The organism is Paracoccus panacisoli (assembly GCF_042435015.1).
Lineage (GTDB): Bacteria > Pseudomonadota > Alphaproteobacteria > Rhodobacterales > Rhodobacteraceae > Paracoccus > Paracoccus panacisoli.
The window spans coordinates 1-23,423 of the sequence record NZ_JBHMQU010000039.1 but is presented as its reverse complement, the minus strand read 5'-3'; the positions used below and the strand labels follow the sequence as shown (position 1 = coordinate 23,423).

At 71.8% G+C, this 23,423-nt stretch carries 21 protein-coding genes, 1 tRNA gene and 1 pseudogene; 10 read left to right on the top strand and 13 right to left on the bottom strand.

Annotation, left to right across the window (positions count from 1 at the left end):
* Nucleotides 1–2,196: 2,196 nt before the first annotated feature.
* Both ACFHYO_RS08995 and ACFHYO_RS08990 read left to right on the top strand, forming a co-directional pair.
* Nucleotides 2,197–2,406, top strand: a complete 210-nt coding sequence (locus tag ACFHYO_RS08995) for a hypothetical protein (protein ID WP_394319842.1) — start codon at nt 2,197–2,199, stop codon at nt 2,404–2,406.
* A gap of 27 nt (nt 2,407–2,433) precedes the next feature.
* Nucleotides 2,434–2,835: a DUF1441 family protein gene (locus tag ACFHYO_RS08990; RefSeq protein ID WP_394319840.1), complete on the top strand. Its 402-nt coding sequence runs from the start codon at nt 2,434–2,436 to the stop codon at nt 2,833–2,835.
* Nucleotides 2,836–3,867: 1,032 nt separating this feature from the next.
* Here ACFHYO_RS08990 and ACFHYO_RS08985 read toward each other — a convergent pair.
* Nucleotides 3,868–3,944 (bottom strand) — tRNA-Arg (locus ACFHYO_RS08985).
* Between the two features lie 110 nt (nt 3,945–4,054).
* On the bottom strand, nt 4,055–5,458 hold the full coding sequence (locus tag ACFHYO_RS08980; RefSeq protein WP_043133094.1) for a sensor histidine kinase: 1,404 nt from the start codon (nt 5,456–5,458) through the stop codon (nt 4,055–4,057).
* Nucleotides 5,459–5,763: 305 nt separating this feature from the next.
* Here ACFHYO_RS08980 and rpmH point away from each other — a divergent pair, with 305 nt between their 5' ends.
* From rpmH to ttcA, 4 genes are all read left to right on the top strand, one after another.
* Entirely contained in the window at nt 5,764–5,898 is a 135-nt protein-coding gene (gene rpmH / locus ACFHYO_RS08975; RefSeq protein ID WP_036703770.1) for a 50S ribosomal protein L34, read from the top strand.
* The gene (gene rnpA, locus ACFHYO_RS08970; RefSeq protein ID WP_394319848.1) at nt 5,895–6,368 is read left to right on the top strand and encodes a ribonuclease P protein component; all 474 of its coding nucleotides are present in this window, start codon (nt 5,895–5,897) and stop codon (nt 6,366–6,368) included. Before rpmH ends, rnpA begins: the two co-directional genes overlap by 4 nt.
* A gap of 53 nt (nt 6,369–6,421) precedes the next feature.
* Nucleotides 6,422–6,667: a membrane protein insertion efficiency factor YidD gene (gene yidD / locus ACFHYO_RS08965; protein WP_394319838.1), complete on the top strand. Its 246-nt coding sequence runs from the start codon at nt 6,422–6,424 to the stop codon at nt 6,665–6,667.
* 176 nt (nt 6,668–6,843) lie between these two features.
* Nucleotides 6,844–7,755, top strand: coding sequence for a tRNA 2-thiocytidine(32) synthetase TtcA (gene ttcA, locus ACFHYO_RS08960; protein WP_394319836.1), 912 nt, complete (start codon nt 6,844–6,846; stop codon nt 7,753–7,755).
* Between the two features lie 6 nt (nt 7,756–7,761).
* On the opposite strand, the gene ACFHYO_RS08955 is transcribed toward ttcA, so the two are convergent.
* The 5 genes and pseudogenes from ACFHYO_RS08955 to ACFHYO_RS08935 form a co-directional block, all read right to left on the bottom strand.
* Nucleotides 7,762–8,616: a carbon-nitrogen hydrolase family protein gene (locus ACFHYO_RS08955; protein WP_394319846.1), complete on the bottom strand. Its 855-nt coding sequence runs from the start codon at nt 8,614–8,616 to the stop codon at nt 7,762–7,764.
* Between the two features lie 43 nt (nt 8,617–8,659).
* Complete coding sequence (locus ACFHYO_RS08950) at nt 8,660–9,166, bottom strand: isoprenylcysteine carboxyl methyltransferase family protein (RefSeq protein WP_394319834.1); 507 nt, start codon at nt 9,164–9,166, stop codon at nt 8,660–8,662.
* 7 nt (nt 9,167–9,173) lie between these two features.
* Nucleotides 9,174–10,280 carry a type III polyketide synthase gene (locus ACFHYO_RS08945; protein ID WP_394319832.1) on the bottom strand — a complete coding sequence of 369 codons (1,107 nt, stop codon included), beginning with the start codon at nt 10,278–10,280 and terminating at the stop codon, nt 9,174–9,176.
* Between the two features lie 168 nt (nt 10,281–10,448).
* Nucleotides 10,449–11,048, bottom strand: a complete 600-nt coding sequence (locus ACFHYO_RS08940; protein ID WP_394319830.1) for a GNAT family N-acetyltransferase — start codon at nt 11,046–11,048, stop codon at nt 10,449–10,451.
* Nucleotides 11,045–11,458: pseudogene (locus ACFHYO_RS08935) on the bottom strand (ketosteroid isomerase-related protein). Before ACFHYO_RS08935 ends, ACFHYO_RS08940 begins: the two are co-directional and overlap by 4 nt.
* Before the next feature lie 89 nt (nt 11,459–11,547).
* On the opposite strand from ACFHYO_RS08935, the gene ACFHYO_RS08930 reads away from it, so the two are divergent.
* Complete coding sequence (locus ACFHYO_RS08930) at nt 11,548–12,918, top strand: phosphohexomutase domain-containing protein (protein WP_394319828.1); 1,371 nt, start codon at nt 11,548–11,550, stop codon at nt 12,916–12,918.
* 48 nt (nt 12,919–12,966) lie between these two features.
* Here ACFHYO_RS08930 and metG read toward each other — a convergent pair whose 3' ends face one another.
* Nucleotides 12,967–14,688 (bottom strand): methionine--tRNA ligase, encoded by a 1,722-nt coding sequence (metG, locus tag ACFHYO_RS08925; RefSeq protein ID WP_394319826.1) that lies wholly within the window; start codon nt 14,686–14,688, stop codon nt 12,967–12,969.
* A gap of 152 nt (nt 14,689–14,840) precedes the next feature.
* Here metG and ACFHYO_RS08920 point away from each other — a divergent pair, with 152 nt between their 5' ends.
* Complete coding sequence (locus tag ACFHYO_RS08920) at nt 14,841–15,179, top strand: hypothetical protein (RefSeq protein ID WP_394319824.1); 339 nt, start codon at nt 14,841–14,843, stop codon at nt 15,177–15,179.
* 492 nt (nt 15,180–15,671) lie between these two features.
* Here ACFHYO_RS08920 and ACFHYO_RS08915 read toward each other — a convergent pair whose 3' ends face one another.
* Entirely contained in the window at nt 15,672–16,433 is a 762-nt protein-coding gene (locus ACFHYO_RS08915) for a GcrA family cell cycle regulator (protein ID WP_394319822.1), read from the bottom strand.
* A 161-nt stretch (nt 16,434–16,594) separates the two neighbouring features.
* Here ACFHYO_RS08915 and ACFHYO_RS08910 point away from each other — a divergent pair, with 161 nt between their 5' ends.
* Both ACFHYO_RS08910 and ACFHYO_RS08905 read left to right on the top strand, forming a co-directional pair.
* Complete coding sequence (locus ACFHYO_RS08910; protein ID WP_394319844.1) at nt 16,595–17,407, top strand: ABC transporter permease; 813 nt, start codon at nt 16,595–16,597, stop codon at nt 17,405–17,407.
* A gap of 198 nt (nt 17,408–17,605) precedes the next feature.
* Entirely contained in the window at nt 17,606–18,775 is a 1,170-nt protein-coding gene (locus ACFHYO_RS08905; protein WP_394319820.1) for an aspartate aminotransferase family protein, read from the top strand.
* 83 nt (nt 18,776–18,858) lie between these two features.
* Here ACFHYO_RS08905 and ACFHYO_RS08900 read toward each other — a convergent pair whose 3' ends face one another.
* The 4 genes from ACFHYO_RS08900 to ACFHYO_RS08885 all read right to left on the bottom strand — a co-directional run.
* Nucleotides 18,859–19,767, bottom strand: coding sequence for a carbohydrate kinase family protein (locus tag ACFHYO_RS08900; RefSeq protein ID WP_394319818.1), 909 nt, complete (start codon nt 19,765–19,767; stop codon nt 18,859–18,861).
* A gap of 76 nt (nt 19,768–19,843) precedes the next feature.
* The gene (locus ACFHYO_RS08895; protein ID WP_394319816.1) at nt 19,844–21,157 is read right to left on the bottom strand and encodes a TFIIB-type zinc ribbon-containing protein; all 1,314 of its coding nucleotides are present in this window, start codon (nt 21,155–21,157) and stop codon (nt 19,844–19,846) included.
* Nucleotides 21,158–21,227: 70 nt separating this feature from the next.
* Nucleotides 21,228–22,373 (bottom strand): SPFH domain-containing protein, encoded by a 1,146-nt coding sequence (locus tag ACFHYO_RS08890; protein ID WP_394319814.1) that lies wholly within the window; start codon nt 22,371–22,373, stop codon nt 21,228–21,230.
* A gap of 138 nt (nt 22,374–22,511) precedes the next feature.
* The coding region (locus ACFHYO_RS08885) for a DUF2927 domain-containing protein (RefSeq protein ID WP_394319812.1) at nt 22,512–23,423 on the bottom strand (912 nt) is incomplete at its 5' end.

Genomic DNA, 23,423 nt, shown 5'->3' with positions numbered 1-23,423 from the left:
GATCTCTTCATGTCCGGTCCTCTCATTGGGCCGGACTCTAGCATCAGATGGAAGAGTTATCGGGGGTCACAGCATCCGTCAGTGTCCGATTTTCGGGGACCATCTCTATTGGTCTGAAGCTCAGACCTAGAAAGTCGATGTCGTTCCCCCTGATTTTCTCTAAGACGTGCTGCTGCGCAGCGAGTGGCCGGTCCCGACCGTCAGCTTTGGGCCGACTGCGACGACACGATGGGGCTGGCCACCAGGAAGAACTTGCTGCGCCGCCGCAGGGCAGCGTCGGGTCGTTGGTCGGCTTGGGGATGCGCGAGCGCGCCTCGCCTGCCGTTCGCGCGGCCATCGGATCGTCCCTGGACCTTCGGACAATCTGCGCCTTGCACAAGGCCCAGCGCGCGGCTTTGCAGGGCCACCGGGGTGGGAAACCGCCCGGAGCACCTTACGCCTTTCACTGCCGGTCCTGCCTCGATCTAGTCCTTACAGCCCTGGCGGCCGCCGCGCCGGTGCTGCTCGGCCAAAATGGGGGGGCGGGCCATGTGTGCAACGACAACTCCGACGATCGCCCCTGCCCGAATGCAGCCCCGGCCAGCGTCAGGCGGCGGCCCGCGCCGGGCCGCGGGGCGAACCTGCGATCACGACTCGCGGGCTGCGCTCTTGTGCCCGCCATTTCGCGCGGCCGCGACGGCGCCGCATCTGGCGCCACTGTCGCCGCCCGTCAGGCGCCGCGGTCTTTGACCGGCGCGGTGCCCTACTGGGTGCCCAAGCTGACATGCCGCCTGCCCGCGGCCGTCACTGCCGATGGGCCGCGCCATCTTCGTGCCTGCCAGGCTGTCGGACGATCCTGCCGCAGCCGGCGCCGTCCCAAAGCGTGCGCCTAAAATTGAACGGCATTCGCGCCTGCCGTTCACCGCCTTGCGTCCTGGCCCTGCAACTCCAAACCCGCAGCCCGTGCTGCAATCTGCGGTATCGCAGGCGATATTGTCAGGCTGGCGCAATGCCCTAAGGGTCGCCTGACGCGGGGACAGCGGGGCCGGTTGTCCGGCCGATGAAACCGGGTGCGGGGTTTATGGGTTCGCGTCGAGTCCTGTGACGGTTCGTTCGTGCGCGTGCGATCCTGCTGCCGTGGCAAGAGGCAGCCCCGCATCTGCCGGCCCCCGTGTTGTCCCGCCGTCCTGCACCGCAATGGCAGCCGGTGCGTATCTTGATGAGCCTGCCATCAGCCCGTCCGGCGCCCCTGTTCGCCGCTGCACCGATCCGCCCTGGCATCTGTCCTTCAACTGGCATCGGCCGCAGTCCCAGCCTTCGCATCCGCCCTGGCCCCGCGCCCCGTCCTGACACGGAAGGGTTGTCCCCATCCGTCCCGCTTGGTCCGTTTCCCGATGCGATGATGATGCGGCCACCCCGGCGAGCCGGGGTGAAGGCGCTTTCTGGCCCCGGCAAGCCGGGGCATATGGATAGGGCCGCCGCCGCAGGTGTGCCTGCAACAGCATCGCTGCAAGGGAAATCGGGTGGTCCGAAATGCCGTCCGGCGGTGGGCGGCAGTGACGAGATATGCGGGGTCGGCATGGAAATCGGAAAAAATCCGGCCTGTTGCATCCCCGCGCTTCCCTGTCCTTCCCTGTTTTGCCTTCCTGTCACTTAATCTATCTAAGTGTTTTTATTATATACTATCTATTACAGGGATGTATGGGGAAGCTAGGGAGGTAGCATAACACATGAAAGCTATTCATGGCTTGGAAAATATAATTGCATTGGAAAGTGCTTCCCTGACCTCCCTGTGCCTCCTGTCCGACCTTCGCAGGAGCACAACTGCCTTCTGTCGATTGGCCAATCCGCGCCTGCCGATTACCGCCTTGCGCGGTGTTGCACCGTTTTTCACCCCCGTTGGCATACCAAGGATATTTTGGGGCAACATCGCTTGTCCCAGGCTATAGCTTGCCCAAGGTCGGAAACTGTGTCTACCGGCGCGGGCACCTGCTGCTAGACAGGCTGACCCCGGCAAGTCACCCCGGCCGATCCTCCTGCGCGGTCCAGGGGGGCCGCGCCGGCAGGTCTAGGTTCTTCCTGGACCTTTCGCATCGGGGGTAATTCGCGCCCCGATGCGTGAAGGTTTTGGTCCGCAGCCTGCGCTTGCGGTTTAGGTTGTGGTTGTTCTTGTTGCCCCCGCTGCGGGGCCGACCTTGGCGGGCGCTGGAGGGCTGAATGACCGTGGCAAGGCCAATTCTGCGCCCGCTTGGCGCCGACGAGGCCGCCCTGGCCGCGCGTCACCCGCTGCCCCCCGGGGTTCCCGATGCGCTGGTTAACAAGGCGCAGCTTGAAACCGCCCTTGGCGTTTCGCAAACCACCCTGTCGGCCTGGCTGCGCCAAGGCTTGCCCTTCGAGGAGGCGGGCACCAATGGCCGGTCGTATTAATTCCGCCTGTCCGTTGCCCATGCCTGGGTGGCGGCCAAACGGGCCGACGACGACGCCCAGGGGGTCGCCGGCGACAATGCCGCCGCCCAACTGCAAATGGCGCTGCTGGGCGGCGCATCCGCCGGCGCCGCTGATAGCAAGCTATCCCTGGCCGATCAGCGCAAGCTGATCGAACTTGGATTGCAGCACATGGCGGCTGCGCGCGAACGCAAGGCGCTGGTATGGCGCGACGACGCCCGCGGGTGGTTCGAGGCCGCGTTCGGCGCGGTGCGCGATGCCATGGAGGCGCTGCCCGACCTGATGGCCCGCGAATTGCGCCTGGACGGCCGGCAAATGGAAAAGGCGCAAACGGCCTGCGACGACGCGCTGCGTTCCGCGCACCTGGCCGTTTCCGAAATGGTGGAGGAGGAACTGGATGGCCGGGGGTGACGATCACGGCGCGCGCTTTGACGTCGCGCCCCTGCCGCCCTTCACCGCCGCGGCATGGTCCGATGATAGAGCGCCGGCGCTTTGTACTTTTCCGGGGCGATCCGTCGCGGCCGGACGGGCCTGTTGGTCGAGGGCAACTTCGCCGAAACCGTGCCCGTTCTGCCCGCCCCTATGGCATGGTGCCGGGCTGCGGCTGCCTGGGCAGGACGCTGCGCCCTGATAAGCCCGCCCGTCTCCGTCCCGTTTCCAGCTTGTCGCCTGGCCCCGGCCGCGTGCGGGAAGGCTGGCGGGCCTGTCTGCCCGTGCATTACGTTCCCGGCCTGCGGCAGGGCCGCGGCACAGCCGACCCGCCGCCGGGACCCCGCCCGTGGTTCGCCCTTTCGTCTCGCCACCGATCCGCGGCCTTTGCGCTGCCTTGCGCTGTTGCGTCGTGCCGTCCCCGCCGGCCGTCGATGATCCTGCGTGCGGCAAGTGCAGCAGGTGCTGCGACGCGTCGGGGCGGCAACGCCGCGCCACGGTTGCGATCCAAAACCCGCCTGACCCTGCCAGCCCGCGCCCCTGGCTTAGGTCGGTGACGCCCCAAGACGGCGCCGGCAGGGAAGCGGAACGCCGCGCGCGTTCGCTGTGACCTGAAACCGACCCGGCGGATCGGCGTGGCCGGTTTCCCGGCCTGCCCGCGCCCGCCGCCGCCAACCGGCGGGCCGATCCGCCGCACCGATCCTGCCGCGCCGTGCCGCCCTTGCAATCTGACCGACGGCGCCGCCGCAACATCGCGCGATCTCGAAAAGATCGGCGCAGACGCGTGCCCGGCCCGCCCGCGCCCGTCACTGCCGCCCGGCCGTCGCGCCCCGCGCCCTGCACCGAGACCCCGCCGACAGAATCACTCTCCCGCTTCACGAACGCAACGTGTAAGACGGTAAAGGCCCTCCCGGCGGCGGCCGGTCGCCATGCGAAATGTCACTTGGTGGTAGCCCGGTGGTAGCCCGCAAGAAAAAAGGGCCAAGGCAGCGATGCCTAAGCCCTTGTTTCAAATGGCGGACCCGGAGCGATTCGAACGCCCGACCCCCAGATTCGTAGTCTGGTGCTCTATCCAGCTGAGCTACGGGTCCGTCGTAGGGCGGCTACCTAGGCCGGGGCGCGGGGGGTTGCAAGGGGGAAAACGACCCGGCCTGCGATATTCCTCGCGCGCGCCCGCAACCGGCGCCGGGGGACCCGCCGCTTACGCCGCGGCGACCTCGCGCGGCAGACGCAGCAGGAACTCGGTCCCCTCGGCATCACTGCGCACCAGCTCGAGGCTGCCGCCGTGCCCGCGCACGAGGTCGGCGGCGATGGCGAGGCCGAGGCCGGTGCCGCCCTTGCGGATGCCGCCGGTGAAGGGCTGGAACAGATGGTCGAGCGCCTTCTTCGGCAGCCCCGGCCCGGTGTCGCCCACCCGGATGCACCAGTGCGTCTCGTCTTCGGCCCCCGACAGCTCGATCGTGCCCGGCTGGCGCGTCGCGGCGATCGCCTGCCGCGCGTTGCGGGCGAGGTTCGAGAGCACCCGGTACAGCTGGTCGCGGTCGGCCCGGATGCGCAGCCCGGCCGGCACGTCGGTCAGGAACTCCACCTCGCCCCCGTCGCCCGCGGCCTCGGCGGCCAGCGTCTCGGCCTCGACCACGTCGGCCACCAGCGGCGCGAGGTTGAAGATCGTCAGCGTCGGCTGCGGCTCTTCGGCCTTGCCGAAGGCGAGCGTCGTCTCGCACAGGTTCACCGCCCGGCTGATCGAGCCGACGAGCTTCGGCGCCGCCCGTCGCACCGCCGGGTCGGCGCTGTTCTCGAGCCGGTCGGCGAGGATCTGGCTGGTCGAGAGTACGTTCCGCAGGTCGTGGCTGATCTTGGCCACCGCCTGCCCGAGCTGCGCCAGCCGCTCGCGCTGCTTGAGGGAGGCGGTGACGGTGCGCTGCATGGCGGCCAGCGCCGTCTCGGCCGCGCGGACCTCGCCCATGCGCGCGGCGGGGGTGATGATCGTGCGGCTGTCGTCGGGCGAGGCGGCATAGGCCGTCATGTGCCCGATCACCCGCCGGATCGGTCCCACGATCAGCCGCTGGGTGGCGAGGTTCAGAAGCAGCGCGGTCAGGACCGAGAACGCCGCCGACACCGCCAGCAGCCGCAGGGTGAAGTCGATCATCGCGGTCCGCATCGGCGCGGTGTCCATGGTGATCTCGATCAGCTGCCCGGCCTGGCGCACCGGCTGGCCGATCACCCGGATGATCTCGGGCCGGGCGTTGACCAGGTCGTGCAGCGTGTCGCGCACCGCCCGCGGCCAGCCGGTCTCGCGCAGGTCATAGGTGGCCGAGATCGGCCGCGGCAGCTTCGAGGACAGCACCAGCTGGCGCACGTCGTCGCGCCGCAGCACCACGTTGAAGACGCCTGCATTCTCGAGCAGCTCGCTCTCCAGATCGGCGGCGATCGATTCGTCGGTGGCCAGCAGCGCGAGGCTCGCGATCTGCGCCCGCTCGAGCCGGGTGGCGAGGTAGTCGCGGCGGAACCCGGTGACGCTGGGCACGAGGATGAGGACTTCCGCCAGCAGGACGAAGACGATCGTCAGCAGTGCAAACCGGCCGGAAATGCTGTTGAGGGTCATGGCGTTCCGTATCTCGCCCCGCTCGGCTCAGGCAATGCGGCCTGGTCGGACAGGGACGGGGAATCAAACAAACGTGAACTGGCACGGTTCCCTGACAGCGACCTTGCCGCATCGGCGCGCGCGGGGCAACGAGGGCGCGCCAGCCTACGCGGCGCAGGGTTTTTCCCGCGTTTTCGCGGGCGGCCCGCGCGGTTTGCGTGTTGACTCGTCGGGCGCACCCCCCTATCTGACGGGCTTCGCATTACCGGCGCGTTTCGCGCGGGGTTTCCCCGCGCCTCTCGCGCCATGTCTGTTGGAGCACGACGATGAAACGCACCTTCCAGCCGTCGAACCTGGTTCGCGCGCGCCGGCACGGGTTCCGCGCCCGCATGGCCACCAAGGGCGGCCGCAAGGTTCTGGCCGCGCGCCGGGCCAAGGGCCGCAAGGTCCTGTCGGCCTGATCTTGGCCGGGGCCTCGCCTGACCCGTCCGCCGCCCCTGCGGGCGGCGCCGGGGCCGGGCGGCGGCCCCTCGTCACCCTTGCGCGGCGCGCCGACTTTTTGCGTGCCGCATCGGCCCGCCGTCAGGGCACGGCGGGCTTTCTGCTGCAAGCCCGCCAGCGCCCCGAGGGCGACGCGACCCCCGCGACGATGGTCCGGGTGGGCTACACCTGCTCGAAGAAGCTCGGCAACGCCGTGGCCCGCAACCGCGCCAAACGCCGGCTGCGGGCGCTCGCGCGCGAGATTCTGCCCGACGCGGCACGGCCCGGCTGGGACTATGTCCTCGTCGGCCGGCCCGAGGCGACCGTCTCCCGCGACTTCGCGCTGCTCCGCGCCGACCTCGAAGGGGCGCTGCGCCGCGTTCATGCGGCCCCCGAGCCCTCGCCCGCGAGCGATCCGGGCGCCGCGCCGCGCCGCCGGGGCGGGCGATGAGCGCCGGGCCCGGCCCTGATGCGGGGCGCTGCACGGGGCACCCGCCGCGCGCCATGACCCCCGCCGCACGGATCGTCGCGCTGCCGGTGCGGGCCTACCGCCTGCTGCTCAGCCCGTGGATCGGTCATGGCTGCCGGTTCCAGCCGACCTGCTCGGTCTACGCGCTCGAGGCGCTCGAACGGCACGGGGCGCTGCGCGGCACCGCGCTGATGCTGCGCCGGATCGGGCGCTGCCACCCGTGGGGCGGGTCGGGCTATGACCCGGTGCCGCCCGCCCGCCACGAGAGGGCCGGACGATGAGCGGGCCGCGCCGCGTCCTGCCGGGGCTGCTGCTGGTCCTGCTGGCCGGGCTGGCGCTGGTCGCGCTGCTGACGTTCGTGTTCGACGCCTGGGGCCTCTGACCCCGCGCCGCGTTTCCTCCTGATGACCCAGCCCCTGATGACCCAGCCCCGTGCGGGCGCCGACCGGACCGCCTCATGCTCGACGACCTGACCGACGACCCCGCCGACCCCCGAACCGACGCCGCCGACGACACCGAGATCCACCCGCTCTTCCGCGGCGCCCCCAGCTCGACCGAGTTCCGCAAGCTGCGCAAGCGGCTGGTGCGCGAGGTGCGCGCCGCGCTCGAGACCTATCACATGGTCACGCCCGGCGACCGCTGGCTGGTCTGCCTGTCGGGCGGCAAGGACAGCTACACCCTGCTCGCCGTGCTGCACGAGCTGCAATGGCGGGGGCTGCTGCCGGTCGAGCTGCTGGCCTGCAACCTCGACCAGGGCCAGCCGGGGTTCCCGGCCACCGTTCTGCCGCAGTTCCTGACCGAGCGCGGGGTGCCGCACCGGATCGAGTATCAGGACACCTATTCGGTGGTGAAGGCCAAGGTGCCCGAGGGGCGCACCTATTGCAGCCTGTGTTCACGGCTGCGGCGCGGCAATCTCTACCGCATCGCGCGCGAGGAGGGGTGCAGCGCGGTGGTGCTCGGCCATCACCGCGACGACATCCTCGAGACGCTGTTCATGAACCTGTTCCACGGCGGGCGGCTGGCGGCGATGCCGCCGAAGCTCTTGAACGAAGAGGGCGACCTGAACGTGCTGCGCCCGCTCGCCTTCGTGGCCGAGGCCGATTGCGACCGCTTCGCCCGCGCGATGAACTATCCGGTGATCCCCTGCGACCTCTGCGGCAGCCAGGAGGGGTTGCAGCGGATGCAGGTCAAGAAGCTTCTGGACAAGTGGGAGGCGCGCAGCCCCGGCCGCCGGCAGGTGATGTTCCGGGCGCTGACCAACATCCGGCCCTCGCAACTGCCCGACCCGGCGCTGTTCGATTTTGCCGCGCTGCGGCCCCGGGCGAGCGCGGGGGCCGAGGATGACACGGTGCCGCGGCTGCGCGACTAGGCGCGCTCAGCCCAGCAGATCGACGGCGCTTTCCGGCCAGTGCCGGAACGGCAGCACCCGCCCGTCCCGGCGGCTTTCGGCCACGCGGTCCAGATCGACCGTCGCCTTGACCCAGCCGGGCGCGTCCATGCCGCCCTCGGCCAGGATCCCGGTCTCGGGCCAGAGCCCGTCCGGCGGCGCATAGATCGCCGCCCGGCCGCGGTTCTCGTCCAGCGCCGGGTTCCAGTCGACCGCGCCGACGGTCGGCGCGTGGACGACGATGCACTGGCTTTCCAGCGCCCGCGCCATGGCGCCGATCCGCACCCGGTTGAACCCCGCCACCGTGTCGGTGCAGCTCGGCACCAGCAGGATCTCCACCCCCGCCTCGGCCAGCCGGCGGGCGATCAGCGGGAACTCGGAATCGTAGCAGATGGCGACCCCGAGCCGCCCCACGGGCGTGTCGAACACCCGCAGGCCGGGGGCGCCCGCGACGTGCCATTCCTCGCGCTCGAAGCGGGTCATCACCTGCTTGTCCTGATGCCCGATCCGCCCCGCGGGGCCGAACAGCACGGCGCGGTTCAGCACCGTGTCCCCCGCGAACGCCGGGCCCGAGGCGGAGAGGATATGGACCCCGTGCGCCGCCGCGAGGCGGGCGTGCAGCGCGTCGCGGGCGGGCTCGTGGCGGGCGACCTCGCGCAGGCTGGCCTGCAGGTCGCCGGCCACCGCGGGGCCGCCGAGGCCGGCCAGCTCCATAGCGCCGTATTCGGGGAAGACGAGCAGGTCGCAGTCGGCGGCGCCCTCGACCCAGGCGGTGATCTTGGCGGCGTAGGCGTCGAAGTCGGCCTGCCAGTCGATGGGATAGGCGGCGGCGGCGATGCGGATCTCGCGCATGGGGGCGTCCTTTGGTGGCGGCGACGGGGCCAGCCTAGGCCAGCGGGCGCAGGCTGGCGAGGGCCGCGTTCTCGGCCCGGATCCGCACCCACAGCACCAGCGCGTTCAGGATCGAGAACACCACCGCCACCCAGACCAGCCCCAGCACCATCGGCGCGACGGCGATCTCGGCCACCACCACGGTATAGTTGGGGTGTCTGAGCCAGCGGAACGGCCCGCGCGCGACCAGCGGCTGCGGCAGCACGATGATCCGCGTGGTCCAGCGCGGCCCGAGGCTCGCCAGCACCCAGAGCCGGGCGAGTTGCAGCGCCGCGAAGAGCGCGAGCCAGACCGGCCGCACCGCCTCGCCCCAGCCCCACAGCGCGATGGCGGCCAGCCAGCTTGCGTGCAGCGCCACGATCAGCGGGTAATGCGCGGCGCCATGTTCCACCGCGCCCTGCGCCAGCAGCCGGGCGGTGTTGCGCCGGGCGATCGCCAGCTCGGCCAGCCGCTGGACCACCAGAAAGGCGATGAACAGCGCCGAGGGCCAGGCGTCGGTCATCGCGCCCTCAGACATCAAGCGGGATCGCCGAGAGGGTGAACCCCGGCCCCAGCGCCGCGAGCATCAGCCGCCCGCGCGCGCCCTGCGCCAGCACCCGTTCCAGCACGAACAGCACCGTCGGCGCGGACATGTTGCCCGCTTCGCGCAGCACGGCGCGCTCGGCGTCGAGCGTGCCGGACGGCAGCGCCAGCGCATCCTCGAGCGCCGTCACCACCTTGGCGCCGCCGGGGTGGCAGACCATCCGCGCCACCGGCGTGTCGCCAAGCGCAGGGGCGAGGGCGGCCATGGCGGCGGCGATCTCGGCGGTGACGAAGGCGGGGATCGAGCGGTCGAAGATCACCCCCAGCCCCCGGTCGTCCACCGACCAGCCCATGATGTCGAGCGTGTCGGGCCACAGATGCTGCGCCCCCCGGCCCAGCACCGGCCCGCTGCCCGCAGCGCCGGGCGCGTCCGAGGCCAGCACCACCGCCGCCGCCCCGTCACCGAAGAGCGCGGTCGCGATGATGTCGGCCTTGTCCATCCGGTCCATGCGGAACAGCAGCGTGCAGGTCTCGACCGCGACCATCAGCACCCGCGCGCCGGGGCGGGCGGCCGCCAGCTCACGCGCGATGGCCAGCCCGCTGACGCCCCCCGCGCAGCCGAGGCCGAAGACCGGCACCCGCAGCACGTCGGCGCGGAATCCCATCTCGCCCGCGACCCGCGCCTCGAGCGTCGGCGTCGCTACCCCGGTCGAGGAGACGGTGACGATCACGTCGATCTGGTCCGCACTCACGCCCGCGGCGGCGAGCGCCTGGCCGGCGGCGTCCCGGAACAGCGCCGTGGCGCCGGCGAGATAGGGTTCGGTGCGCGCCTGCCAGCCGTGATCGCCGCCGAACCAGTCGAGCGGCACGACCGAGCCACGCTGGTCGATCCCGGCGTTCTGGAACGCCGCCGCGATGCGGTCGAACTGCGGATAGCGCGGGGCAAGCAGCGCGTGGGCGCGGGCGGTCACCTCGTCCTGGCGCAGGATATGGGGCGGCAACGCGGTGGCGAGGCCCACCAGCCGGACGGTGGCCCCGGCGGGCGGGGCGAGGCCTTGCGGGACCGGCAGGGGCGTATTCAGCGGGACGTTCATGGGGCGGTTCCTCTCGGCGGCGGGGCGCCGGGGCGCGGGGGTGTCAGGGCGTGACGGCAGCGACAGGCGCAGGGTCAACCCGGCCGCGGGGGCAAGGGTTGCCGACCGGGGCGCGAGGGACCGAGAAAACCGGCGCCGGCTTACGCCGCGCTGACGGGGGCGGTTGATCTAAAGCAGCCGCATCCAGAACTGCAGGGGTTTCTCGGTGTCTTCGGCCGCGCCCACGTCGCGCCAGCGGAAGCGGGCGATGACGCCCGGCAGCGGCGCATAGCCGCGCTTGCGCCAGAAGGCGTCGAGGGGTTGGTAGCCCGCGGGCCGCGCCGGGTGGTCGGCGGGGCGGATCACCGAACAGAACGCCGACCAGCGGAAGCCGAGGCCGCGGGCGTGCGCCTCGCGCGCGTCGAAGAAGGCGTGGCCGAGGCCGCGGCCGCGGAAGCCGGGCAGCAGCACCGATTCGGCGCAGTAGAAGATCTCGGACAGCGGCTCGGGCCGGCCGGCGAAGGCGGCGGCGAAATCCGCGGCGTGCTGGTCCATCGGCGCGCCGGTGGCGGCGCCGATGATCGGTCCACCGGCTCCGTCGCGGGCGGTGACGATCACCGCGCCGGGGTTGGTGTAGGCGCGCAGATACTCGCGCTCATAGGCCGCGTCGCCGTCGTAGAGATAGGGCCAGTCGCGGAACACCGCGATCCTGAGCCGCGCCACGTCGTCGAGGACCGCCGTGGCGGCCGCGCCGGTCAGGGTCTCGGTCGGGGGAGGGGTGCCGCTCACCCCGCGCTCACCTGCCGCGTCCAGTCGGCGAGGTTGTAGTAGGTCGTCACCCGCGTGATCCGCCCGTCGCGGACCGCGAAGAACGCCCCCACGGGCAGGACGTAGCGCTGGCCCCGCGCCTCGGGCAGGCCCGCGTCGGTGCGCAGATACTCGCCGTGCACGGTGAACTCGGCCGCCGCGCGGGTGCCGTCATCGCTGGCCATGAGGGTCAGGTCGGCCAGCCGCTCGGCTTAGCTGTCGGCCATGTGGCGGCTGAACGCGGCAAAGGCGTCGCGGCCGCGGCGGACCTCGCCCTCGTTGACGTGGTGTTCGACGTCCTCGGCCAGCAGCGCCAGCATCCCCTCCGCGTCGCCGCGGTTGAAGGCGTCATAATAGGCGGCGATCAGGTCAAGCGTGGCGGCACGGGACATCGGGAACCTTTCGTTACGGCGGGGGCAGGTTGCGCTGCAAGCGGGTGGCATGGCAAGCCGGACCAAAGCACGGGGGCCAAGGGGGCGGCATGGACGCGCGCAGGATCGACTGTTTCGGGGCCTACGACCTGCGCGGTCGGCTGGGCGAGACGCTGGACGCGGACGTGGCGCATCGCGTCGGGCGGGCCTTTGCCGCGCGGCCGGGCACCCGCCGGGTGGTGGTCGGGCGCGACGGCCGCGACAGCTCGCCCGCGCTGGCCGCGGCGCTGACCGAGGGGCTGGTCGCGGGCGGGATCGAGGTGCTCGACCTCGGCATGGCCGGGACGGAGGAGATGTATTTCGCCACCGACTTCCTCGGCGCGGACGGCGGGATCGAGGTCACCGCCTCGCACAACCCCATCGATTACAACGGGATGAAGCTGGTCAAGGCGGGCGCCGCACCGCTCGACCCCGCGACCGATCTGGCCGCGCTCAAGGCGCTGGCCGAGGGCGGGGCGTTCCCGGAGGCCGCGCCGGGCCGGGTGGTCGATGCGTCGGCGGTGCGGGCGGATTACGCGCGCCGGGTCTGCGATTTCGTCGATGCCGCCGCGCTGCCGCCGCTGCGGGTGCTGGTGAACGCCGGCAACGGTGCGGCCGGCCCCGCCTTCGACGCCATTGCGGCGGAGCTGGCGCGCCGCGGCGCGACGCTCGAGTTCGTGCGGATGCACCACGACCCCGATCCGAGCTTCCCGCACGGCATTCCCAACCCGCTCTTGCCCGAGAACCAGCCGGTGACGGCCGAGGCGGTGCGGGACCACGGCGCCGACCTCGGCGTGGCCTGGGACGGGGATTTCGACCGCTGCTTCCTCTTCGACGAGACCGGCCGCTTCATCCCCGGCGAATATGTCGTGGGGCTGCTCGCCGCGGCGTTCCTGGCCCGCGAGCCCGGCGCGCGGATCGTCCATGACCCGCGGGTGGTCTGGAACACCCGCGACGTGATCGCAGGCGCGGGGGGAGAGGCGGTGCAGTCCCGCACCGGCCACGCCTTCGTCAAGCAGACCATGCGGCAGGCGGGCGCCGTCTATGGCGGCGAGATGTCCGCGCATCACTATTTCCGCGACTTCGCCTTTGCCGACAGCGGGATGATCCCGTGGCTGCTCGTGGTGGCGCAGATGGGGCGCACGGGGCTGCCGCTGTCGCAACTGGTGGGCGCGCGGATGGCGGCCTTCCCGTCTTCGGGCGAGATCAACTTCCGCCTGGACGACCCCGACGCCGCCATCGCCCGGGTGCTCGCGGCGCACGCCGGCGCGGCCGAGGCGCGGGACGAGACGGACGGCATCAGCCTCGCCTTTGCCGACTGGCGCTTCAACCTGCGGCGGTCGAACACCGAGCCGGTGTTGCGCCTCAACGTCGAAAGCCGCGGCGATGCGGCGCTGGTGGCGACGAAGGTAGCCGAGATCCGGGCGCTGCTCGGCGCCTGAGGCGATCCTTCGCGGCCGCGCGCCGACGCGCGGGCCCGATGTGCGCGCCTACGCGCGCAGGCCCGCGAACCGCGCCTGCCACCCCTCGCGGTCGGCGTCGGCGATCTTGGCGAACAGCACCTCGGGCACCGCGAAAGCCTGTCCCGGCTGCACCGCGGCGAGGTAGTCGCCCAGGTCGCCCTCGGGCCAGTGGGCAGGGATGCCGGGCAGCACCGCCTCCATCGCCGCGGCGGCGAAGGGGATGAACGGCGCCGAGATCGCCGCATACAGCCGGATCAGCGCCAGCCCCATGCGCGCCTGCGCGGCGGCGGCCTCGGGGTCGGTCTTGATCATGGACCAGGGCGCCGCGGCCTGCAGGTATTCGTTGCCGAGCACCCACATCGCGCGCAGCTCGGCCGCCGACTTGCGGACCTCGCGGGCGTCCATGAACCCCTCGTAGGCGCCGAGCCGCTCGGTCAGCGCGGTGATGAGCTCGGCCTCGCGCGGGCCCCAGACGGCGCCCTCGGGGACCGTCTCGCCGAACTTGGCGCGGGTGAACTTGGTGATCCGGCTGACGAAGTTACCCAGCACGTCGGCCAGGTCCTTGTTCACGCTGGCCTGGAAATTCTCCCAGGTGAACTCGCTGTCCGAGGATTCGGGCGCGTGGCTCAACAGCCACCAGCGCCAGTAGTCGGCCGGCAGGATCTCGAGCGCGTGGTCCATGAACACGCCGCGGCCCTGCGACGTCGAGAACTGCCCGCCGTCATAGGTCAGGTAGTTGAACGACTTGATGTAGTCGACGAGCTTCCACGGCTCGCCCGAGCCCATGATCGTGGCCGGGAACGAGAGCGTGTGGAAGGGCACGTTGTCCTTGCCCATGAACTGCGTGTAGGTCACGTCGCCCGCGCCCTCGTCGGTGCGCCACCAGCGCCGCCACGCGGCGTCGGACTGGCCCTGCCGGTCGGCCCACTCGGCGGTGGCGGCGATGTATTCGATCGGCGCGTCGAACCAGACGTAGAAGACCTTGCCCTCCATCCCCGGCCAGGCGGCGTCGCCCTTCTTCACCGGGATGCCCCAGTCGAGGTCGCGGGTGATGCCGCGGTCCTGCAGCCCCTCTCCGTCGTTGAGCCACTTGCGGGCGATCGAGGTTGTGAGGATCGGCCAGTCGGTCTTGCTGTCGATCCAGTCCGACAGCTGCCCGCGCATCGCCGACTGGCGCAGGTAGAGGTGCTTGGTCTCGCGGATCTCGAGGTCGGTCGAGCCCGAGATCGCGCTGCGCGGGTTGATGAGGTCGGTGGGGTCGAGCTGCTTGGTGCAGTTCTCGCACTGGTCGCCGCGGGCCTTGTCATAGCCGCAGTTGGGGCAGGTGCCCTCAATGTAGCGGTCGGGCAGGAAGCGGCGGTCGGCGTTGGAATAGACCTGCCGCTCGGAGACCTCGCGGATCAGCCCGGCCTCGGCGAGCTTCCCGGCGAAATGCTGGGTGAGCAGGTGGTTGCGCTCGGAGGACGAGCGGCCGAAGTGGTCGAACGAAAGGCCGAAGCGGGCCGCGATGTCGGCCTGGGTCTTGTGCATCTCGGCGCAGTAGACGGCGACCGGCTGGCCGGCCTTCTTGGCGGCGAGCTCGGCGGGCGTGCCATGCTCGTCGGTGGCGCAGATGAACATCACCTCGTGCCCGCGGGCCCGCAGGTAGCGGGCATAGAGGTCGGCGGGCAGCTGGCTGCCGACGAGGTTGCCCAGGTGCTTGATGCCGTTGATGTAGGGGATGGCCGAGGTGATGAGATGGCGGGTCATGGCGCGCGTCCTTTGCTTGGCCGCTGTGTAGCGGGCGGGACGCGGCAAGGCCAGTCCGCCGGAATGGATCGAAGGCACGTGATTTCGGATGAGAGAAAATGCTGCCGACCTGCTATGCTGGCGCTTGCATGACAGCCCCGCGAGGACAGAAGATGATCAAACCTGCTATTGCCGCCTTCCTGCTCTGTGCCAGCCCCGCGCTTGCCGACGACGTCTATCATATGGACGGGGCGCGGAATAACTGCCGGTTCGGTCCCGGCGGCGAGGGGATCGTCTCGGTCGGCCCCGGCACTCTCAGCCTGACCGAGACCCATTACGAGCGCGTGTCCGAGCGCAAGCCGCTGGCGGATGGCTGGTATCGCGCGACATGGGCCTGCATGTCTGAGGGCACGGAGTGCGGCCGGTCGATCATCGACCTGCGGATCACACCGCGCCGCATAGACGTGCGGCTCGACGGCACGACCCTGTCGGCTCAGCGCTGCCCGGCCTGAGTCCTGCCACGGCTGCGGCCTGAGACAAGGGGGCGCTCACGCCTCCTCTGGCGCGCGCGAGGCGCGCGCCATTCACCCCCCGAGGATATTTGTGTCCAGCCCGAGGGGCTTTACCGTTTCTCAAGGATTCCGTGGCAGATGTGGTGTGCGGTACAGGCGGGGACGCCGATGACCGCTCCAGACCGAGGCGCCCCCTGTCCCGCCCGACGCGGCCGGATCGGGGGCTCCCACCCCTAAGGCGCGGGGTCTCGGGCTGGACGGAAATATCCTCGGGGGGAATGAACGCTTGCGTTCATGGGGGGCAGACAGCCCCCCATCGACAGGGAACAGAGGCGCTGCGGCTCGGCGGAGAGCAGCGGCGAGAGGGGTAAGGCAAGCACCTGCGAGAGGGATAGAGAGATGCGCCCCGGGGGCCGGCACGCGCCTGAGCGTCCGCGCCACCGGGGAGGCGGCACGCGCCTGCCCATGCGTGTGGTCGGCCAGCGCGCCGGTTCAGCGCCGGCGGTCGCGGCGGGCGCTCATCGGCTGGAAGGCGACGCCGACATGGGCCTCGCAATAGGGTTTGCCGGGCTGGGCGGGCAGGCCGCAGAACCAGAACTTGTCGGTGGCCGGGTCGCCGATGGGCCATTTGCAGGTCCGCTCGGTCAGCTCCATCAGGCTGAGCTTGCGGGCGCGCTTCTCGACCTCGCGGACCGAGGCGAGCGCCTCGGGCGAGATCTCGTTGGCCGAGGGCTGCGGCGGCAGCGGCTGGCCGGCCGGCACGATCGGGCGGCGCGGGGTGAAGACCGGCTGCGGGGCGGGCTCGGGCGCTGTGTCGGCGTCGTCCTCGGGCAGCGGGGCGGCGTCACGGGCCGTGGGTGCCGGGCTCGCCGCGGCCTCGCCCGGCTCGGCGGTCAGGTTCGCCGCGGGCCGCGGGCTGCCCGCGGCTGCGCGGGGGGCCGAGGGGGCGGCGGGCGTGGGGGTTGTGGCCGGGCCAGTCGCGGGGGCGGTGTCGGGCGCGTCGCCCTCGGCCTCGGGGCGGGCCGGGCGCGGGGTATCGGTCGCGTCGGCGGCGGCGGGGAGCGCGGCCGGGGTGGGGGCAGGGGAGGCGGTCGCCTCGTCGCTTTCGGTGCGGTTCGACAGCCCGAGGCGGTGGACCTTGCCGATCACCGCGTTGCGGGTCACGCCGCCCAGTTCCTTGGCGATCTGGCTCGCCGACTGGCCCTCGGCCCACATGCGTTTCAGCGTCTCGACGCGGTCGTCGGTCCAGGACATCGGCGGCTCCTTGCGGATCGGGGGCGGATCGGGCGGTGCGGGGCACGAGGCGGGGTTGCGCCGCGCGCGCCCTCTGGGTCTAAGGCGGGATGCCCGGACATATCGTCTGCACCCCGCGAGTTCAAGGACGACACGCCGTGACCGACCGTTCCGCCTCTGCCCTGCCCGGTCCCGCGACCGACTACCGCGACGCGCCGATCCGCCGCTTCGGGCGTATCAACTGGCTTGGCCTGCGGACGCTGGCCACGCGCGAGGTCATGCGCTTCCTCGCCGTCTGGCAGCAGACGATCTTTGCGCCGCTGATGACGGCGGGGCTGTTCGTCACCGTCTTCGCGCTCGCGCTGGGCGAGGGGCGGACGGTGATGGGGCTGCCCTATCTCGCCTTCGTGGGCCCCGGCATCCTGATGATGACGGTGATCCAGAACGCCTTCGCCAACTCGTCCTCGTCGATCATCTCGGCCAAGATGCAGGGCAACATCGTGGACACGCTGATGCCGCCCCTGTCGGCGGGCGAGATCCTGACCGGCTATCTGCTCGGCAGCCTCGCCCGGGCGCTGATCGTGGCGGTCGTGATCGGGATCGGCATGGCGCTGGTCCTGGGCCAGGCGCCGGCGCATCCGCTGTGGGCGCTGGCCTTCGTCAGCGTGGGGGCGCTGATGCTGGGCGGCCTCGGCGTGATCGCCGGGATCGTGGCGCAGAAGTTCGACCAGATGGCGGCGATCACCAACTTCATCGTCACCCCGCTGTCGTTCCTGTCGGGCACCTTCTACTCGGTCGAGGCGCTGCCCGAGCCGTTCCGCACCCTCTCGCACTGGAACCCGATCTTCTACCTGATCGACGGGGCGCGCTACGGCTTCGCCGGGGTCAGCGACGCGCCGCCCGAGCGTGGCCTCGCGGTCTGCCTGCTGGCGGCGGCGCTGGTCATCGGGCTCGGCTGGCGCTGGCTCAGGACCGGCTACCGGATGAAGCCGTGAGGGGTGCCTGCCCGCCCCCGCTTGCGCCTACCCCGCTTGCGCCCGACGCCGCTTGCGCCCGGCCCCGCCCGGCGCTAACGCTGCGTCCCATGACGAGCCGCACTGCCCTGCGACGCTGACCGCGTCCCGCCTTGCCCCCCGGTCCTGCCGGCCGGGGCCGTTGCCGTCACCACCCCGCACGAACCAGAGGACCGACCCATGATCGACGCCGTCCTGCCGACCTACAACCGCGCGCCCCTTGCCTTCGAGCGGGGCGAGGGGGCCTGGGCCATCACCGCGGACGGCACGCGATACCTCGACCTCGGGGCCGGGATCGCGGTCAATGCGCTGGGCCACGCCAACCCCGATCTGGTCGCGGCGCTGACCGCGCAGGCGGGGCGGATCTGGCACGTCTCGAACCTCTACCAGATCCCCGAGCAGCAGCGGCTGGCCGAGATGCTGGTGGACAAGACCTTCGCCGACACGGTGTTCGTGACGAACTCGGGGACCGAGGCGGCTGAACTCGCCATCAAGATGGCGCGGCACTACTGGTTCCACAAAGGCCAGCCCGAGCGGATCGAGATCCTGACCTTCGAGGGGGCGTTCCACGGCCGCTCGACCGGCGCCATCGCGGCGGCGGGGTCCGAGAAGATGGTCAAGGGCTTCGGCCCGCTGATGCCGGGGTTCCGGCAGCTGCCGTGGGGCGACATCGCGGCGCTCAAGGCCGCGATCAGCGACACCACGGCGGCGGTGATGCTCGAGCCCCTGCAGGGCGAGGGCGGCATCCGCCCGCTGCCCGAGGCCGACCTGCGCGAGATCCGGGCGCTCTGCGACCAGACCGGGGCACTGATGGTGCTGGACGAAGTGCAGTGCGGGATGGGGCGGACCGGCAAGCTCTTTGCCCATGAATGGGCGGGGATCACCCCCGACATCATGATGGTCGCCAAGGGCATCGGCGGCGGCTTCCCGCTGGGCGCGGTGCTAGCCACCGAGCAGGCGGCCGAGGGGATGGTCGCGGGCACCCACGGCTCGACCTACGGCGGCAACCCGCTGGCCTGCGCGGTCGGCGCGAAGGTGATGGAGATCGTCGCCGACGACGATTTCCTCGCCGAGGTGCGGCGCAAGGGCGGGCTGATGCGCCAGAAGCTCGAGGGGCTGGTCGCAGCCCACCCCGAGGTGTTCGAGGCGGTGCGCGGCGAGGGGCTGATGCTGGGCCTCAAGTGCAAGGTCGCGCCGGCGGACGTGGTGAAGGCCGGCTATGCCGAGCATCTGCTGACCGTGCCGGCCGCCGACAACGTGCTGCGGTTGCTGCCGCCGCTGACGATCACCGACGACGAGATCAGCGAGGCGGTGGCGCGGCTCGACCGGGCCGCGGGGCAGCTCGGCTGAGGTTTCTGTCCAGCCCAAGACCCGGTCGGCGGTCGGTGGTTGCCGACCGTCGGCCGGGTATTTTTCCCAAGTAGAAGCAGGCCTCAGGCCAGCTCGTGCGGCCAGGGCGGATCGGCGCCGGGGCGCGAGACGGTGACGGCCGCGACCCGGCTTGCGTGCGCCAGTGCCGCGTCGAGGGTCGCTGCGTCCAGATCGGCCAGCCGGGACAGCGCCCCCGCGCGGTCGAGCGCGTCGAGGAGGCCGGCGTTGAAGCTGTCGCCCGCGCCGATGCTGTCGGCGACGGTGACGGGGCGGGACGGGGCCGTGCGGCGCAGGGTGGGGGTGTGGGCCACCGCGCCCGCCGCGCCGGCGGTGATCAGCACCAGCCTCACGCCGCGGGCGAGGAGGCGGCGGGCGGCCTCGTCCGGCGATGCGCCGGGCCAGAGCCAGCCGGCGTCGTCGGCCGAAAGCTTGATGATCGCCGCCAGCCCGAACAGCCGGTCGAGCCGGGCGCGATAGGCGGCCGCGTCGGTAACGAAGGCGGGGCGGATGTTGGGGTCGATCATCACCGGCGCCCTCGCACGGGCGGCGCGGGTGGCGAGCGTCTCGACCGTCGCCCCGCACGGCTCGGCGGCAAGGCTGATGCCGCCGAGGAAGAGCGCCGCGAGGGTGGGCGGCAGCGGCGGCAGGTCGGTTTCGGCAAACAGGCGCCCGGCGCTGCCCTCGTCGTGGAAGCTGTAGGTGGCCTCGCCGTCCTGCAGCCGGACCTCGGCGCGGGTGGTGGGGCGGTCGGGGCGCGGGCAGCGCGCGGTGTCCACGCCCGCCTCGGCCAGCGGGGCGAGCAGCCGGGCGCCGAACGCGTCGGTCGAGATCGGCCAGAGGAACGCCGCCGGCGCGCCGAGCCGGCCGAGCGCCAGCACGGTGTTCCAGACCGCCCCGCCGGGGACAGGGCGGATCGTGCCGTCCGGGCCGGGGATCAGGTCGATGAGCGCCTCGCCCGTACAGAGGATCATGGGTGCGGCCTGTGACGGATGGGTGGGCGGGGGTGAGGGTCGGGCAGCCGATCCTGACCGCCCGGCTTACGGCGCGTCAATAGCCGCGGATCACGTAGTCGCCGCCGGGGGAGAGCCCGCCCGGCAGGCCGTAGCCCGGCGGCATCTCGTAGCCCTGCGGGATCGGCGCCGCGCCGATCTGGATATAGCCGCTTTCCTGCCCCAGCCACAGCAGCGCCGCGATGGCGAGCGCGGCGGCGAGGACGGCGAAGGCGATCTTCCACGCCGACCACGGCCGGTCGCCCTGCACGCGCCCCGACTGGCCGTTGACCACGAAGCGGTAGGAGTTGCCGTTGTACTTGTAGGCGGCGAGCCAGACGGGCAGCAGGATGTGCTTGAAGCTCTCGGCCGAGAAGTCGGTCTCGACCGCCTCGATCTGCTGGACGTCGCCGCCGATGTCGCGGCGCACGTCGGTGGCGATCACGCCGGCCATCTCGGCCCGGGCGACGCCGTGGCCGTCGGCGAGGGCCACGGTGTAGCCCTCGGCCCCGAAGCCCGCGAGATACTGCGGGTCGTAGCTCGCCAGATGCGACAGGTCCCACGGCGCCAGCGCGTCGGTGAAGCGGCGCGGCAGCGCGGTTGAGGCGAGCACCAGCACGTCGTTGAAGCGGCGCGCGACGCTGCCCGCGGCCCGCGTCCAGCGGGTGCGCATCACCTGCTGGGGCACCTGCTGGGTGCGGCCGTTGACCTGTCGGGTGACGTAGACCGTCTCGAAATAGTGGTCGCCGCGCAGGCCGCGGTAGCGGCTGCGGGTGTCGGCGTCGAAGGTCCAGAACGGGGAGTAGACCCCCTGCATCCGCCGCCCGCGGCGGGCGTAGCGCACCAGCCCCGAGGGCGCGAACCACAGCCCTTTGAGCCAGTCGTCGAGCGCGGCGCGGGCCTGCGCCTCGGTCAGCACGAAGGGCAGCACGCCCTGCGGCTTCAGCATCCGCGCGGCCCCGGTGTCGGTGACCACCGGCGTCGCGCAGAAGGGGCAGAGGCTGGCGTGGGTGTCGCCCGACTGCTCCATCCGGGCGCCGCAGTTGGGGCAGGACACGGTGCGGACGGTCTGCGTGAGGTCGCTCGACTGGTCGAGGCGCAGGCCCTGCGCGAGCGGGATCTCGGCCAGCTCGGGGGATTTGTGGCTCGCGTCCCACTGGATCGCGCGGCCGGTCGAGGGCTCGCGCAACAGGACGTCCTGCCCGTCCGGGCCGCCCGCCGACTGGCGCGCCGGGGCGCGGCCGGCGCCGGGCGAGATCGCCTGGGTGTGGCCGCAATAGGGGCAGGTCAGCGCGTTCTGGCCCGGCGCGAAGGCGAGGCTCGCGCCGCAGTTCTCGCACGGGAAGCGGTGTTCGATCTGGGGCGTGGGCATCGGCGGTCCGCGCGAAAGGCGAGGGCGGGGTGAGCGAGGGGCCGGGCGGCGGCCACTCAGGGTGCTGCGTTCAGCGCTGCGGCAGGGGCGGGGGCAGCATGGTGAAGAGCTGGGCGAGGGCGGGGACCTCGTCAGCCTCTTTCCAGCCGTCCTGGCCCGGGGTCCAGACCAGCGTGTCGCGGGTAAAGCGGCCCTCGTTCATCAGCCGCCCGAGGTCGGCCTTGCCAAAGGGCCCCGACGCTGCCCCGTCGAGCGCAACGTGCCAGACGGTGTCGGACGCGGGCGCGGGGCCCGCGATCATGCCGGGCTGCGGGGCCGGCGCGGGGGCGGCGGGCACGCCCTGCGGGATCTGCCCCCACGGGCCGCGCGCGCCCTGCTGCGCCGCCATCCCCATGCCGAGGGCTGCTCCCATCCCAGCGCCGAGACCAGCCCCCATGCCGCCGTCGCGGTTCGAGGCGTTCAGCATCGCCTCGGACTGGGCGTAGCGGCCGAAGCGGTCGAGGTCGCCCACGATCCCGATCGAGGTGCGCTTGTCGAGCATCCGCTCGACCTCGTCGGGCAGGCTGATGTTCTCGATGTAGAACTCAGGGAGCGTCAGGCCGTATTGCGCCACGGTCGGCCCGATGGCCTTGGCGACCATCTGGCCGAGCTGCTGGGTGTTCGCCGCCATGTCGAGCACCGGGATGCCCGACGAGGCGATGAGGCGCGAGAACTCCTGCACGATCACGTTGCGGAGCTGAAAGGCGATCTCGTCGGCGGTGAATTCGCCGTCGGTGCCGACGATCTCGCGCATGAAGGCGGCGGGGTCGGTGACGCGCATCGAGTAGGTGCCGAAGGCGCGCAGCCGCACCGGCCCGAACTCGGGGTCGCGGGCGATGACCGGGTTGCGGGTGCCCCACTTCAGGTCGTTGAAGCGGGTGGTGTTGACGAAGTAGATCTCGGACTTAAAGGGCGAGCGGAAGCCGTGGTCCCAGTGCTGGAGCCGGGTCAGGATCGGCATGTTGTTCGTCTCGAGCATGTAGAGCCCGGGGCCGAACACGTCGGCGAGCTGGCCCTCGTGGACGAAGACCGCCGCCTGCCCCTCGCGCACCGTCAGCTTGGCGCCGTACTTGATCGCCCGGCCGCGGGTCTCGTAGCGCCAGACCATCGTGTCGCGGGTGTCGTCCACCCATTCGATGACGTCGATGAACTCGCCGGTCAGGAAGTCGAGGACCATGGTTTCCTCCGTTCGGGGTGTCGTGGGCGGGGCGGCCCTGTGGGACGTGGGTGGGTCAGGTCGGTGGGGGAACGCGCCGCGGGCGGCGCCGTTCCGGGGCGGGTGCGGGGGTCAGGGCGCTGGGTCAGGACGCGGGCATCAGGGCAGCATCTCGGCGGCGATCGTCTGGACGATCGGCCGGGCCTCGGCCTCGGTCATGCCGGGGCGCAGGCGGGGGTCGTAGAGCATTTTGAGCAGCAGCTCGTCGTGGCGGGTGAGGAAGGCGAACTCCTCGTCGTCGTTGAAGATCGAGGGGCGGGCGTCGGGGCTGTCGTTGGCCAGACCCATGCCCTGCGCGAGCTCCTCGTGCACGCAGCTCGTCCGCAGGCGCTGCGGCAGCTCGGCCCGGATCACCGCGACCGCGTTGGAATAGGCGGCGCCGGTGCCGGGCGAGTAGGCGAAGACGGTACAGTAGTTCTGCGGCGAGAGCCGCTCGATCGCGGCGAGGTCGGCGCGGGGGATGCCGGGGATCAGCTCGGCCACCCGCGGGGCGATGGCGCGGCGCTCGTCCTCGGAGAGGACCAGCACGACGAAGTTGCCACCCGCGCCGGCCATCGAGACCGGGTGCCCCGAGATGCGCGCGAGGCGGGCGGCGTAGTCGCCGATCGTCGCGCGGTCGCGGATGCGGGTCGCCTCGGGGACGGAGCCGCCGAACTCGACGGTCAGGGTCACCGGGCGGTCCCAGCGGCGCAGCGGCGCGGGGTGGGCGCCGGGGACGAGGCGCCCGGCGGCGTTCATCTGGTATTCATCGCGCAGCGCGATCTGGACGAAGTCCTCGGCCAGCTTGGCCGCGCCGACCTTGATCCCGGCCCCGTCGTCGGTGCGCAGAAGGCCGCGGGCGAGGAGCGTGTCCTCGATGTTCTCGAGGTACTGCGCCATCGTGGCGCTGGCGGTCGTGAGCGGCGCGCTGGCAGCCTTGGCACGGGCGCGCGCGGCCTCGGCGCGGTCGCGGCGCAGCAGGGCCGCGGTCGCGGCCTCGGGGCGCGGCAGCGGCGGGGGGACGGCGGCGGG

What these genes read in the sequence shown, in the direction of transcription:
- ACFHYO_RS08995 (WP_394319842.1), top strand. Translation starts at nt 2,197, where the DNA reads ATGACCGTGGCAAGGCCAATTCTGCGCCCGCTTGGCGCCGACGAGGCC.
- ACFHYO_RS08980 (WP_043133094.1), bottom strand. Translation starts at nt 5,458, where the DNA reads ATGACCCTCAACAGCATTTCCGGCCGGTTTGCACTGCTGACGATCGTC.
- rpmH (WP_036703770.1), top strand. Translation starts at nt 5,764, where the DNA reads ATGAAACGCACCTTCCAGCCGTCGAACCTGGTTCGCGCGCGCCGGCAC.
- yidD (WP_394319838.1), top strand. Translation starts at nt 6,422, where the DNA reads ATGACCCCCGCCGCACGGATCGTCGCGCTGCCGGTGCGGGCCTACCGC.
- ttcA (WP_394319836.1), top strand. Translation starts at nt 6,844, where the DNA reads ATGCTCGACGACCTGACCGACGACCCCGCCGACCCCCGAACCGACGCC.
- ACFHYO_RS08950 (WP_394319834.1), bottom strand. Translation starts at nt 9,166, where the DNA reads ATGACCGACGCCTGGCCCTCGGCGCTGTTCATCGCCTTTCTGGTGGTC.
- ACFHYO_RS08945 (WP_394319832.1), bottom strand. Translation starts at nt 10,280, where the DNA reads ATGAACGTCCCGCTGAATACGCCCCTGCCGGTCCCGCAAGGCCTCGCC.
- ACFHYO_RS08930 (WP_394319828.1), top strand. Translation starts at nt 11,548, where the DNA reads ATGGACGCGCGCAGGATCGACTGTTTCGGGGCCTACGACCTGCGCGGT.
- metG (WP_394319826.1), bottom strand. Translation starts at nt 14,688, where the DNA reads ATGACCCGCCATCTCATCACCTCGGCCATCCCCTACATCAACGGCATC.
- ACFHYO_RS08920 (WP_394319824.1), top strand. Translation starts at nt 14,841, where the DNA reads ATGATCAAACCTGCTATTGCCGCCTTCCTGCTCTGTGCCAGCCCCGCG.
- ACFHYO_RS08915 (WP_394319822.1), bottom strand. Translation starts at nt 16,433, where the DNA reads ATGTCCTGGACCGACGACCGCGTCGAGACGCTGAAACGCATGTGGGCC.
- ACFHYO_RS08905 (WP_394319820.1), top strand. Translation starts at nt 17,606, where the DNA reads ATGATCGACGCCGTCCTGCCGACCTACAACCGCGCGCCCCTTGCCTTC.
- ACFHYO_RS08900 (WP_394319818.1), bottom strand. Translation starts at nt 19,767, where the DNA reads ATGATCCTCTGTACGGGCGAGGCGCTCATCGACCTGATCCCCGGCCCG.
- ACFHYO_RS08895 (WP_394319816.1), bottom strand. Translation starts at nt 21,157, where the DNA reads ATGCCCACGCCCCAGATCGAACACCGCTTCCCGTGCGAGAACTGCGGC.
- ACFHYO_RS08890 (WP_394319814.1), bottom strand. Translation starts at nt 22,373, where the DNA reads ATGGTCCTCGACTTCCTGACCGGCGAGTTCATCGACGTCATCGAATGG.